Raw genomic sequence first — 11,937 nt, 5'->3', positions numbered from 1 at the left:
AAGTTGTTATCTTAAATTTAAAATCCTCTTCTTACTGAAGAGGATTTTTTTTATTAGAATTAGGATAAATTTTTGTCTTTAAATAACTGTCTAAGTGTACCTTACATAAAAATATAGTTGTGTTTAAATTCTTGGGTGTTTTTTTAAAAATTATTGCAACAATTGGGGTAGTCGCTATTATTGCTCTAGCTATTGCCATTGAAGTATATGCAATATCTGATATTTATCACGCTCTTATTAATATCGCCAGCGGTTACTCTGAAGAAGATACCATTATACAAGATTGCTTAAAGTCTCTAGACCTTGTATTATTAGGTGTTATCTTTTTTACTGTTGCCATGGGACTATTCGAATTATACGTTGCCAAAATCAAAAACTTACCATCGTGGCTCGTTATTGAAACATTAGATGATCTTAAATCGTTACTCATTAAAATGGTAATTTTTGTAATGGCTATTTCGTTTACGGGTAAAGTTGTTACATACTCCGAAGGTATTGAAATACTTTATCTAGGCGCGGGATTCTCATTAGTTACCTTAGCTCTTACCTATTTTATAAATAATAAATAAACCTGATGTTTTACCTAGACAGGTTTCGTATTTTGCTAGCTTTATCTATTGATTTCAATGTCTAAACAAATTACTACTCTTACTTTTTTTAAATACCCTAAATTAAAGAACAAGATATGGGCATTTTGGATGATGCAATTTGCGCATAGCGCACTGCGCCGACAAAGCGGATTACAGTCATACAAATTATTAGGAAGTGGTAAAGAAGGTTTTAGTCCATGGCCAGATTGGAGTGTTTACGGATTATTACAAGTATGGGATTCGCATAAAGAAGCCCAAGAATTTTTTGATTCTTCTAGTCTTTATAAGAGATATGCTAATCACAGCGAGCAACAATTGACCTTTTACATGAAAAATATTAAAGCCTATGGTCAATGGTCAAAGAAAAACCCTTTTGAGCAGCATTCAGATATTGATACCAATAATCCCTACCTTACAGTAATAACAAGAGCTACTATTAAACCGCACATGCTTAAAAAATTTTGGGATTATGTACCTATTTCTCAAAAAGGTTTAAAAGAAAATCCTAGTTTATTATTTACCGCAGGAGTAGGAGAACGCCCTTTTACTCATATGGCAACATTTAGTCTGTGGGACGATGCAAGGGCTTTAAAAAAGTTTGCTTACAGAGGTAATAACCATAAAAAAGCCATACAGCAAACTCAAGCACTACAGTGGTACAAAGAAGAAATGTTCTCCAGATTTCAACCATATTTGATTACAGGAAGTTGGCAAGGTTTCACGATTCCAGAACTGCTATCGTTTAAAGAGACTTAAAAAAGTTCTTTATAAAGGGCCATGAAGTAAGTGACTTCATAATTCCTAATTCAGCAAGAAGGCTGCTTTCTTCATCTAGAAATGCCATTATATTTTGTACACTGTTGCGCTGGTACATTTTACTAAATATCTCAGGTCCAGAAGCTTCATTCTCGTGTAAAACGCGCAGTAGAGTTTCGTCAAAAACTTCGTACTTTTTATTAGTCATTTTATAGGAAAGAGGTCTGTTTTCTAGATAATTTTTTACCAATTGTCGGGCAAGTCGTTCACTATTTTTAAAACTATAACCAGTACTTGCCTTTATCCAGCCGCCAGCAGTTCCTATTGTAACTACATTCTTATTTTTAAAGGGTTTAAAATCATTACTGGTCATAGGAATAATCCCTTTTTCTACCTTGGTTATCTTATATTCACTGATTTTTAAAAAATCTGTAATATAGGTTTCAAGGTACTGATCATAAACATCGTCTTGCACCAGATTTTTAGCAAAGTAGGTATACTCCACTAGCGCCTTTCTTTTAGAAAACGGAAGTATATAAACAAAGCTAGTTGTTCCTGGATCAACCAGTTGATAATCCATTTTAGTAAATTCCTTTGGGTCAAAATAATCTTCTGGCGTTTCAATGAACCATCCTTTAAAGTGTTGCAACAGCGTAATACCATCTGATGGATTGTTTTTCAATGGCCTGCCATCCAGGACTAAGTCTGCGGTTAATGAACCGTTATTGTATGATACAGTTACTCCTTTGGAATTATGTGTTTGCTCTAAGTCTGTTACTTCACTCCCGATGTAATGGTAGTTGGAATTTTGTTGTAATTGCGCTTTCGCGAAAGCGGAAAACTTCACATTCTCTATTGATTTATATAGGTAAGGATTCATGGTAAGGGATAATTCCTCATCTCCTGTGTGAAATCTACAGTTTTTCCAACTGGCAATTATCAAGTCGTCATACTTACCAGGACCTTTTTCCCAAAAGCTCCATGTTTTTTCTTGAGTTAAAGACCCGTATGGATCAAGTATAGCCACTCTTAAATGTGGCGCATTCTCGAGCAATTGTAGTACTACATGACTACCTGCACAACCCATTCCTATAATGGCTATATCGTAATGATTATCCATAACACAATTGCAAAAATGAGTTGAACGCTATATAAATGCAGAGATATTTTTATATCTCCTTTAAGTTTGAAGAATTGTAATACATATTGCAATGCAGCAGCAATTAAAAACCAGCATATATAATTGAACCAGCCTGCACCATTATTAAAATGCCAAAATCCAGCCACATCACAAATTTGCTCTAGAAAGAAATCCAAAACCACCATGAGAAAAGCACCTGCAAGTGGAATCAAAAAACGTTGAGTTATGTATTTTCTACTTATTTCATAAGTAATAAATGATAATAGTGCCCAATTACTTCCAATAAGGTAGGGTATACCGTCTAATTTCCAACCCATATTGACACCGTAATGGTATTCACCAAACAAATATCCTGTGTGTACACCTATCCATTCAACACTCATACCTGTGATAAAACAGAGGCCAAAAAGCAATGCCTTTTTTACAGAATTCACTGGGAAAAACCAAACGCACAAGATGGCCAGATAAACTAGTGTAAAGGGTGATTTTGGAAAGAAAAAATCCTGATTACCCATCGCTATACCTATAAGCGCACTTATATGTATTACCCATAGCATGATGATAGTAACAGTTTTAGGCATGTGTATTTGGGATTAAATCTGCAGTAATTTTTGCACTTAATAAGCATAAAGGTATTCCTCCACCTGGATGAACCGATCCTCCTACATGGTACAGATTGCCAATTGTTTTATTAAAATTAGGATGTCTAAGGAAAGCAGCAAATTTATTATTGCTAGCTGCTCCATATAAAGCACCTCGATAACTACTCGTATTTTTTTCGATACCTTGTGGTGTAAGAACATATTCGACATCTATCAGCTCTTCAACATCGATGTTAAGACATCTTTTGATTTTTGATAGTATGTTTTTTTTAGCCTTTATTACAAGTTTTTCCCAGTCTTGTCCATAATCACCAGGTGTATTAATCATCACAAACCAATTTTCACATCCTTTAGGGCATCTTGAGGTGATTGTTTGCTTGTTATGTTAATATATACTGTAGGATCCTCGTATAAGGATTTATTATTAAAAATAGCCTCAAATTCTGCTTTGTAATTTTCACTAAATAAAATGTTGTGAAGATCCAATTGAGGAAAGGATTTTTTAATTCCCCAGTAAAATATAAGAGCGCTACTACTGCGTTCTTGCTTTAATGTTTTTTCGGGAGCTTTAATGTCTTGTAATAATTGACGGTAAGTAGGAAATACATCCATGTTACACAATACGATATCGGCATCGTGTGTACCTTTTTCGGTGGTGACTCCAGTGACTTTATTATTGCTGTGATTGATCTTTTTTACGCTTTCGCGAAAGCGAAATTCAACACCTACTTTTTGTGCTAGTTCAAACAGAGACTGCGAGATACGATGCATACCACCTTGAGGATAATAAGTTCCTAATCCTAATTCTAAATAGGGAATCATAGACATGATTCCAGGTGTGAGATAGGGCGATGAACCATTGTAGGTCGCGAATCTATTGAATAGTTGGTTAAGTTTTGGGTTGGAAAACTTCTTGTTTTCCTGATCTAATGTGTTATTAATTCCGAGGATGGGAATTTTCAAAATAGCTTTGAGTGTTTGCTTACTGAAGTAGGTTTTTGATTTGTGTAGTGATTTTTCTAAAAATAAACTTTTTGTGCTTTCATACTTCATCTTACTATTTTGAAGGTATTTAGATAAAGTTTTTTGTTTTTCGTCAAAAATTTCAGCAGCTTTTACAGCAAAGTTTTCAAGATCAGCAGGAGCTTCAAAACTTGTTCCATCTTCCCAAAAGTAATGACACGCAGTTTTCTTTTTGATGTAATTAAAATCTACCTCTTCATTAGGAAACAATTGATGTAATTCGTCTATTAAATGAGGTAAAGTAAAAAGTGATGGTCCTAAGTCAAAACGATATTTACCTAGTTCAATAGCGTGTAATTTCCCGCCAGCATAGTCGTTTTTTTCAAATACACTTACTTGATATCCTTTTTTCTTAAGTCGCAAGGCAGCAGCTAGGCCGGCAATTCCAGACCCTATAATGATAGCCTTTTTCATTATTTGAAATACTTGAATGGCACTACTAGCATTCCAAAATTTTCACCATCTTTTTTCCTAGATGTTTGTGATGAATTTTGTGAGCTCTGCGTAAACCTTTAGCATATTTATTGTTTGCTTTTCTCAGCCATTTGAAGCGTTGATGTATGAATATGTCATGAACAATGAAATAGGCAATACCATAGGCTAGAATACCAGCACTTATAGGTAGTGCCCACCATAAGTCATATTCACTATGTGCTACCTTTAAAGCAATACTAACAGCTGCATAAAAAACAAAGAAGAAATCGTTTTTTTCAAACCAGCTGTTATGTTTTTTATGATGGTGATCCTCATGTAAATACCATAAAAATCCATGCATCACGTACTTGTGCATCCACCAAGCATTGAATTCCATAACACCGAATGTGGCCAAGAAAATGACAATCCAGAGTACTATTTCCATATAATTAAATCAAGTTCAGGCGACAACTTACATAACCTTTGGCTAATAAACCAATTTTTTCATAATTAGGAACGCGTATTCTTGTGTTTCTTATTTCTCTAGATGGAGTACGTTCTAATCTGGTAAGAAGTCTACGATAATAAACATAAGCAGTATAAACTCCCAACTTTGCCTCTACTGGTAGTCGTTGAATTCCTCTTAACCCTGCATCAAAGTCTTCTTTAATCTCGGTTATCAACCTTGCTTTATCCTCTTCTGATAAATCGTGTAGGTTGGTATTTGGAAAATAGCTACGTTCTAGTGTATCTAAATCTGCTTTTAGATCCCTTAAGAAATTTACCTTTTGAAAGGCACTTCCTAGTCTCATAGCATCTTGTTTTAGGTCTTCATATTTGTCTTCATCACCTTTTACAAATACTTTTAAAGACATAAGTCCTACTACATCGGCACTGCCATATATGTAGTTACGATATTCTTCATCAGTTAGATACACTGATTTATCGAGATCAAGGCGCATACTGTTTAAAAAAGCACCATACATATCTGGAGTAATATTGTATTTATTTACGGTCTCTTGAAAAGAATTTAAAATAGGATTTAGGCTTATTTTATCTTCTATAGCTCGTTTAACGTCTTCTTCAAAACGGTCTAATAATGTTCTCTTGTCATAATCATGGAATGTATCCACTATCTCATCGGCAAATCTTACAAATCCATAAATGTTATGAATATCTTGCCTAATAGAAGGACCTAACATTTTACTTGCTAGGGAAAATGACGTACTGTAGCGATGCGTAACGGCCTTACTACATTCTCTTGAAACTTGATCGAATAAACTTTTCATTTTATAGCGAGTATTTTTTAACCAACTGAGCGGTTAATTTTCCTGAAATTAATGATGGTGGTACTCCAGGTCCAGGAACCGTGAGCTGACCTGTAAAAAATAAGTCTTTAACTTTTTTGCTTCTTAAGTTAGGTCTCAAGAAAGCAGTTTGTAATAGTGTATTTGCCATTCCATAGGCATTTCCTTTATAACTATTGTATTGTTCTTTGAAGTCGTTAACACAAAATGACTCCTTAAATATGATGCTGTTTTTGACATTTTGATTTGTTCTCTTTTCAAATCGATCCATGATAATGTCAAAATATTGTTCACGTAAAGCAGGAGTGTCTTCTAGATCCGGAGCTAGTGGAATTAAGAAAAAACCATTTTCGCAACCATCCGGCGCCGTACTTTCATCTGTAACCGAAGTAAAGTTTGCGTAAAATAAAGGTTCTTCTGGCCATTGTGGTTGCTCATATATCTCGTTGGCATGTTTAGTAAAATCTGTATCAAAAAACAGATTGTGATGCTCAATATTTTTTAATTTTTTATCAAATCCAACATAGAATATCAGTGAGCTAGGAGCAAATGTTTTTTTATCCCAGTACGATTCACTGTATTGTCTATATTGAGGCTCTAATAAGGTTTCTGAATGATGATAATCTGCTCCTGATACGATGGTATCAAACAAATGTTTTTGATCATTAACCATGAGACCGTAGGCATGATTACTTTCATTAACAAGGATTTTCTGTACTGGAGCATTGGTTTTTATTACAACACCCAATTCTTCTGCAAGCTTTTTCATGGCTAGTATTACTTCATACATGCCTCCTTTAGGATGCCAAGTACCCAGACCAAAATCGGCATGATTCATAAAGTTATAAAAGCTAGGAGTGTTACTTGGTGTCGCTCCTAAGAATAACACAGGAAACTCCAATATTGAGATTAACTTAGGGTTTTTGAATTTTTTACGTACATCCTTTGAAACATTGCCTACAAAAGCACCAAGCTTCCTTACTGTTTGTGGAGTTACTAATTCTAGTGGTGATTCTCCTGGACGATAAACAAGATTTTTAATGGCAATATCGTAGTTTTCACTAGCCTTATCCATAAATTCTTGAAGAGGTTGTGAACTGCCTGGCTCAATATCTTCAAAAGTGGATTTAATTTCATCTAGATTGTCAGCAATGTTGATTTTGTCATTTTCAAAATAAACAGTGTAGCCTGGATTCAATTTATCCAATTGATAATAATCAGATGGTTTTTTATCAAAGTCTGCAAAGAATCGCTCAAAAATATCTGGCATCCAGTACCAAGATGGACCGATATCAAAAGTAAAACCATCTTTTTCTAATCTTCTTGCTCTACCACCAACTGTTTCATTCTTTTCATATATGGTTACCATATTACCTTCCTTTGCAAGGTAACAGGCGGCTGAAAGTGATGAGAAACCAGAACCTATAATTGCTATCTTTTTATTCATTAGTTATAAGTTCAGGAATTTGTTCTAATAAGTTTGTAATACCAGGAAATACAATTTGATTTTTACTTAAATCACTTGGCTTAATCTTTTGAGCTAGATGACCTAAAATCCATAATTTAACATCGTCACCTTTAGCTACCTTTCGATCAAATTGCCTCAAAAAAGTAGGTAGTTGTTTTTCAGTAGGTTGTACCGTTATGTATGTAATATAAGTAGGTGTTATTCCTCCTTTTTTAAAGAAAGGTAGGGAATCTAGCATCATACTAGCACCTAGATATACTGTGTTGCAGCCTCTGCGTAACAGTTCATAATTTAAAAATAATAGTCCTAAATCATGCATTTCATTTTCTGGTAAGAATAAAACAAAAACATGATCTGTTGCTTCAAAATGTTTGTATTGGTATTTTTCCAGATTTACCAGCACTTTTTGTTTAATTAAATGGCTTATAAAGTGCTCATGAGCAAGATTTATAGTTTTAGATTGCCACAAATAACCTAGTTCTTCAAGAAATGGAACAAATAGATTATAAAATACTCCTGTAAATCCGACTTCATCTAAAACACTCGTGTAAATACGCTGGAACATTTCTTGATCAAAATTCACCATAGCCAATTTAAGCTCCTGAATAGCATGATCATTTCTATTGTTACGTTCTGCGTATTTTCTAACTTGTGCCTCAATTTCTTCGCTGCTCAAGCTGGCAATAGTAGAAATTTTAATACCAGCGTTTCTTAGGTAGCTTACGTTAAGAATTTTTTGCAACATACTTAAATCGTAGGTCCTGATATTCGTATCAGTTCTATCTGGTTCTAATAAGTTATACCTCTTTTCCCAGATTCTTATAGTATGTGATTTAATACCGCTTAAGTTTTCTAAATCTTTAATGCTGAACTTGCTCTTGATCAAAACAAAATTTGTTTAATTATAACAATGGTAAAGTTAAACAAAAATTAAGTACTTCAAACAGTACTTTGTAATTTGTTTAACCTTTTATTCTACAATCAACATCAAAAATTAAAAATGGCTCAAAAAAAAATCCTTATCGTATTTGATAAGGACTTTAAGTACCCGGGATGGGACTTGAACCCACACGCAACTAGTGCACACGGCCCTCAACCGTGCCTGTCTACCAATTTCAGCACCCGGGTAGAAAAAAAGCCCTATGAAAATAGAGCTTTTGTTTTTGAAAAATCTGTGACTTGGCTGGGGTTCGAACCCAGGACCCTCACATTAAAAGTGTGATGCTCTACCAGCTGAGCTACCAAGTCATTGCGCGTTTGCGGGTGCAAATATACTACCTATTATTGATTTACAAACAACTTTTTGAATTAATTTTGAAACAAATTTGAATCCCTTTAATAATCAAGGTTTTGAGAATGAAAAAAATTTTTCTTTTAGGATACATGGGTAGCGGTAAAAGTACGATTGCACAAAAATTAAGTCAATTAACAGAAATGGATCAAATAGATCTAGATGACTATATCGAAAAGATGGAGCAAAAAAGTATCAATTCAATATTCCAAGAAAAAGGAGCTATTCATTTTAGGAAAATCGAACGCACGTATTTAACCGATTTAGCTGGATCTAATACATATCAAATTATTTCTTTAGGTGGTGGTACTCCTTGTTATTACAACAATATGGAATACCTCAATCAATTAGGACATATTACTATCTATTTACAAGCTAGTATTCCTAGTTTGACTAGTCGATTATACGAGGAAATGAATAAACGACCGTTATTGTCCTCTATATCCGATAAAAATGAACTTATGGAGTTTATTGGAAAACATCTATTTGAACGCAGGCAGTATTATTCTAAAGCCCAGCATCAAATTAATACCGATAATAAGACAATCGACGATATTTCTCGAGAGATTGTTGCTCTATTATTTTAGTAAGACTTTACTCTCATTGGAATCAAAGAAAACTTCAACGTGTTCCTTTAAATTTGTAGATAATGAGATTCCTTTAAAATCAGCTTTTACAGGGTATCTTTTATGATTACGATCCACAAGTACAGCAGTTTTCATTTTTTTGATAGGAGTGTCTAAGAAGTGTTTTACACTATATATTAAGGTGGATCCACTATTTAGAACATCATCACATAAGACCACAACTTTATCTTTATATAATTTTGAATCTAAGGAAGTAGAGATAGGAGATAGAGGATTTTTCTTATCAATTTTCACTTCACATATAGTCACTGTTCCTTGTAGTATAGAATCTAATTGAGTCTTCAAAAGTGAGGCAAATTGGAAGCCTTGCCCTTTAATTCCTGCAAGTATTATTTCATGCTCTTCATAAAAAACTTCTGCTACTTGAAAAGCGATTCGGCGAATTTTATGTTGAACTTGATCGTGTGTTAAAATTGTATTCATTTCTTTTTAAATTGTATAAACACTTCTTTGTTTTTTCGGTCTGGAACAGAGTTGTAACAAGGTTCTAATGTCTCTATTTTAAATAGTGGTTCAAATAATTTACGATATTCTTCTATTGTTCCGCCAAAAGGAGGTTCACTTCGATTCTTGTCTATAGTAAATAAAACACCTGCAAGTATTCCTCTGCTGTTGAGCAAATCACTCATTTTAGTAGGGTAGCTTTCGCGAAAGCGTAATTCCAATGCGCATAAAAACGTTTGTTCGATAATTAAATCATAGTTACCTTGGTGATTAAAGAAATCTTCTTTTATGAGTTTAAGGTTATGAGACTTTGGGAGTCTACTTTCTAAATTTAAAAGAGGTTCACTGGCTATATCAATAACGGTAATATCGCTAAATCCTATTTTATGTAGGTACTCGGCCTCGTATGAATTCCCTGCACCAGGTATCAGAATCTTTACATTTTTATTAGTGATTCCAACAACATATTCTTTAATTGGAGTTGAAATTTGACCCAAATCCCATTTTGCGGCGTTATTCAGGTATCTATCATTCCAGTATCGTTGATCTAACTCCATGTTACTCCTCTTCTTGATTAAGTAAATCAGTTAAATCACGTCTGTCTTTTTTTGTAGGTCTTCCTTCTCCTTTACGGCGGTAGTAATCTTGGCTAAGATTAACTAAATCACGAGCTTCAAAATTTTCCTTTGGTGTACGATCTACTCTATAAAGATCAACTAATTTGTTACCTACCCGATTAGCCGGCAGATCTATAACTTCTACTATATATTCAATTTGATCTTTACGCAAGGTGATTAAATCTCCAGGGTAGACATCTCTAGATGGCTTTACAGCTACATCATTCACTTTTATACGACCCTTTTTTGCGGCATCAGTTGCTTTGCTCCGTGTTTTAAAGTATCGTACAGACCACAAAAATTTATCTATTCGCATAAGATGTCTTATTATCACTCGTTAACACAACAAAAATAGCGAGAAATGCTATCTTTGACCACTAATAAAAAAAGTATGATGAAAAAACTTTTAAGACTAGGCTTATTAGCTGGTTTTGTACTTGCGGTTTTTGCATGTAATAATGACGACGATGATGCAGGTATTCAAATACGAGATAGAGACGAAGTAGATCTAGAAGATCAAGCGGCGCTTTTAGATTATCTACAAACTCATTATTATAATGAAGATGATTTTGTAGCTAGCCCTACCAATGACGTTGACATCATTTTGAGAGAAATCGATGATCCTACTACTCAAACACCACTTATTAATCAGGTCGAAACTCGCACTATAGAACGAGAAGGAGTTAATTATACTTATTACTTACTTAAATTAAGAGAAGGTAATCCTAGTGATCCACAAATAACTTATGCAGATAGTGCTTTAGTGAGTTACGAAGGTAGACTATTGGATAATACTTTATTTGATGCAGCACAAAACCCAATTTGGTTTGATTTACCTAGATCTATTGAAGGTTTTGCTAGAGCAGCACAAGAATTTAAGGGTTCTCAATCAGTAACGGCAAATCCCGATGGTACTATTACCTTTGACGGTAGTGGTATAGGTGCGGTTTTTATGCCTAGTGGTATTGCCTATTTTAATAGTTCTCCTACTGGAATTCCTGCATATTCGCCTTTACTTTTTACTTTCAAAGTTCATGCTGTTAAAATCAATGATCATGATAATGATGGTATTTTATCTAGATATGAGGATCCTAATAATGATGAACTGATCACAACTACTAATGATGATACGGACAGCGATCGTATTGCAAACTTTGAGGATCGTGATGACGATGGGGATGGAGTAGGTACCATCTTTGAAAATCCAGACCCTAACGGTGATGGGAATCCTGATGATGCAGAAGATTTAGACGGTGATGGAATACCAGGCTACCTTGATGCAGACGAAGTGAACATTGATTTAGACGGTGATGGAATTCAAAATAGATTTGAAAACCCAGATCCTGATGGTAACTTTTTACCAGGTGATGCAGTAGATACTGATGGTGATGGTGTTCCTGATTATTTAGATCCAGATGATGATGGTGATGGGATCCCAACTAGTCAAGAAAATGCAGATCCTGATGGTAATACAAACCCAGATGATGCACGAGATAGTGACGGCGACGGAATACCAGATTATCTAGATGCAGACTCATAATAGAATAAAAAAATCTACCAATAGGTAGATTTTTTTTTGAATTGAGTTTGTAAAAAACACAAGTTTCAAAATTTTTCTTTTCTATTTAATCGAATTA

The 11,937-nt window shown here is 34.3% G+C and carries 14 protein-coding genes, 2 tRNA genes and 1 pseudogene; 4 read left to right on the top strand and 13 right to left on the bottom strand.

Going from position 1 to position 11,937, the window contains the following annotated elements; translation table 11 throughout:
* The first annotated feature begins 119 nt into the window (after positions 1-119).
* The gene (locus BST91_RS06630; protein ID WP_052510381.1) at positions 120-569 is read left to right on the top strand and encodes a YqhA family protein; all 450 of its coding nucleotides are present in this window, start codon (positions 120-122) and stop codon (positions 567-569) included.
* 57 nt (positions 570-626) lie between these two features.
* Positions 627-1,346 (top strand): DUF3291 domain-containing protein, encoded by a 720-nt coding sequence (locus BST91_RS06625; protein ID WP_085774892.1) that lies wholly within the window; start codon positions 627-629, stop codon positions 1,344-1,346.
* Here the strand turns inward: BST91_RS06625 and BST91_RS06620 are convergent.
* From BST91_RS06620 to BST91_RS06580, 10 genes and pseudogenes are all read right to left on the bottom strand, one after another.
* The gene (locus tag BST91_RS06620; RefSeq protein ID WP_085774891.1) at positions 1,333-2,466 is read right to left on the bottom strand and encodes a lycopene cyclase family protein; all 1,134 of its coding nucleotides are present in this window, start codon (positions 2,464-2,466) and stop codon (positions 1,333-1,335) included. The two genes, BST91_RS06625 and BST91_RS06620, sit on opposite strands and share 14 nt — an antisense overlap.
* Positions 2,445-3,068, bottom strand: a complete 624-nt coding sequence (locus BST91_RS06615) for a carotenoid biosynthesis protein (protein ID WP_085774890.1) — start codon at positions 3,066-3,068, stop codon at positions 2,445-2,447. The genes BST91_RS06620 and BST91_RS06615 overlap by 22 nt, the downstream gene beginning before the upstream one ends.
* Positions 3,061-3,417, bottom strand: coding sequence for a phytoene desaturase family protein (locus BST91_RS13485; protein WP_317043077.1), 357 nt, complete (start codon positions 3,415-3,417; stop codon positions 3,061-3,063). Before BST91_RS13485 ends, BST91_RS06615 begins: the two co-directional genes overlap by 8 nt.
* The gene (gene crtD, locus BST91_RS06610) at positions 3,417-4,526 is read right to left on the bottom strand and encodes a 1-hydroxycarotenoid 3,4-desaturase CrtD (protein WP_317043076.1); all 1,110 of its coding nucleotides are present in this window, start codon (positions 4,524-4,526) and stop codon (positions 3,417-3,419) included. Before crtD ends, BST91_RS13485 begins: the two co-directional genes overlap by 1 nt.
* Positions 4,526-4,971 (bottom strand): annotated as a pseudogene (locus BST91_RS06605) (beta-carotene hydroxylase). Before BST91_RS06605 ends, crtD begins: the two are co-directional and overlap by 1 nt.
* 4 nt (positions 4,972-4,975) lie before the next feature.
* The gene (locus tag BST91_RS06600) at positions 4,976-5,815 is read right to left on the bottom strand and encodes a phytoene/squalene synthase family protein (protein WP_060524690.1); all 840 of its coding nucleotides are present in this window, start codon (positions 5,813-5,815) and stop codon (positions 4,976-4,978) included.
* Position 5,816: 1 nt separating this feature from the next.
* Positions 5,817-7,280, bottom strand: a complete 1,464-nt coding sequence (locus BST91_RS06595) for a phytoene desaturase family protein (protein WP_060524693.1) — start codon at positions 7,278-7,280, stop codon at positions 5,817-5,819.
* Positions 7,273-8,187 (bottom strand): MerR family transcriptional regulator, encoded by a 915-nt coding sequence (locus BST91_RS06590; protein ID WP_042279416.1) that lies wholly within the window; start codon positions 8,185-8,187, stop codon positions 7,273-7,275. Before BST91_RS06590 ends, BST91_RS06595 begins: the two co-directional genes overlap by 8 nt.
* A 159-nt stretch (positions 8,188-8,346) precedes the next feature.
* A tRNA-Leu gene (locus tag BST91_RS06585) sits at positions 8,347-8,429 on the bottom strand.
* A gap of 47 nt (positions 8,430-8,476) precedes the next feature.
* Positions 8,477-8,549, bottom strand: a tRNA-Lys gene (locus BST91_RS06580).
* A 108-nt stretch (positions 8,550-8,657) separates the two neighbouring features.
* Here BST91_RS06580 and BST91_RS06575 point away from each other — a divergent pair.
* Entirely contained in the window at positions 8,658-9,179 is a 522-nt protein-coding gene (locus tag BST91_RS06575; RefSeq protein ID WP_085774889.1) for a shikimate kinase, read from the top strand.
* Here the strand turns inward: BST91_RS06575 and BST91_RS06570 are convergent.
* From BST91_RS06570 to BST91_RS06560, 3 genes are read right to left on the bottom strand one after another with little or no spacing between them, the layout of a single operon-like run.
* Entirely contained in the window at positions 9,171-9,662 is a 492-nt protein-coding gene (locus BST91_RS06570; RefSeq protein WP_085774888.1) for a phosphoribosyltransferase family protein, read from the bottom strand. The two genes, BST91_RS06575 and BST91_RS06570, sit on opposite strands and share 9 nt — an antisense overlap.
* Positions 9,659-10,240 (bottom strand): class I SAM-dependent methyltransferase, encoded by a 582-nt coding sequence (locus tag BST91_RS06565; protein ID WP_085774887.1) that lies wholly within the window; start codon positions 10,238-10,240, stop codon positions 9,659-9,661. Before BST91_RS06565 ends, BST91_RS06570 begins: the two co-directional genes overlap by 4 nt.
* 1 nt (position 10,241) lies before the next feature.
* Entirely contained in the window at positions 10,242-10,616 is a 375-nt protein-coding gene (locus BST91_RS06560; protein WP_085774886.1) for an RNA-binding S4 domain-containing protein, read from the bottom strand.
* Between the two features lie 78 nt (positions 10,617-10,694).
* On the opposite strand from BST91_RS06560, the gene BST91_RS06555 reads away from it, so the two are divergent.
* Entirely contained in the window at positions 10,695-11,840 is a 1,146-nt protein-coding gene (locus BST91_RS06555) for an FKBP-type peptidyl-prolyl cis-trans isomerase (RefSeq protein ID WP_052510380.1), read from the top strand.
* The last annotated feature ends 97 nt before the right edge of the window (positions 11,841-11,937 follow it).

This window comes from Nonlabens tegetincola, assembly GCF_002117085.1.
Taxonomy (GTDB): domain Bacteria; phylum Bacteroidota; class Bacteroidia; order Flavobacteriales; family Flavobacteriaceae; genus Nonlabens; species Nonlabens tegetincola.
The sequence above is the reverse complement of the archived record's forward strand: the minus strand, read 5'-3'. Positions and strand labels throughout refer to the sequence as shown.

What these genes read in the sequence shown, in the direction of transcription:
- BST91_RS06625 (WP_085774892.1), top strand. Translation starts at nt 627, where the DNA reads ATGTCTAAACAAATTACTACTCTTACTTTTTTTAAATACCCTAAATTA.
- BST91_RS06620 (WP_085774891.1), bottom strand. Translation starts at nt 2,466, where the DNA reads ATGGATAATCATTACGATATAGCCATTATAGGAATGGGTTGTGCAGGT.
- BST91_RS06615 (WP_085774890.1), bottom strand. Translation starts at nt 3,068, where the DNA reads ATGCCTAAAACTGTTACTATCATCATGCTATGGGTAATACATATAAGT.
- BST91_RS13485 (WP_317043077.1), bottom strand. Translation starts at nt 3,417, where the DNA reads ATGATTAATACACCTGGTGATTATGGACAAGACTGGGAAAAACTTGTA.
- crtD (WP_317043076.1), bottom strand. Translation starts at nt 4,526, where the DNA reads ATGAAAAAGGCTATCATTATAGGGTCTGGAATTGCCGGCCTAGCTGCT.
- BST91_RS06600 (WP_060524690.1), bottom strand. Translation starts at nt 5,815, where the DNA reads ATGAAAAGTTTATTCGATCAAGTTTCAAGAGAATGTAGTAAGGCCGTT.
- BST91_RS06595 (WP_060524693.1), bottom strand. Translation starts at nt 7,280, where the DNA reads ATGAATAAAAAGATAGCAATTATAGGTTCTGGTTTCTCATCACTTTCA.
- BST91_RS06575 (WP_085774889.1), top strand. Translation starts at nt 8,658, where the DNA reads ATGAAAAAAATTTTTCTTTTAGGATACATGGGTAGCGGTAAAAGTACG.
- BST91_RS06570 (WP_085774888.1), bottom strand. Translation starts at nt 9,662, where the DNA reads ATGAATACAATTTTAACACACGATCAAGTTCAACATAAAATTCGCCGA.
- BST91_RS06565 (WP_085774887.1), bottom strand. Translation starts at nt 10,240, where the DNA reads ATGGAGTTAGATCAACGATACTGGAATGATAGATACCTGAATAACGCC.
- BST91_RS06560 (WP_085774886.1), bottom strand. Translation starts at nt 10,616, where the DNA reads ATGCGAATAGATAAATTTTTGTGGTCTGTACGATACTTTAAAACACGG.
- BST91_RS06555 (WP_052510380.1), top strand. Translation starts at nt 10,695, where the DNA reads ATGAAAAAACTTTTAAGACTAGGCTTATTAGCTGGTTTTGTACTTGCG.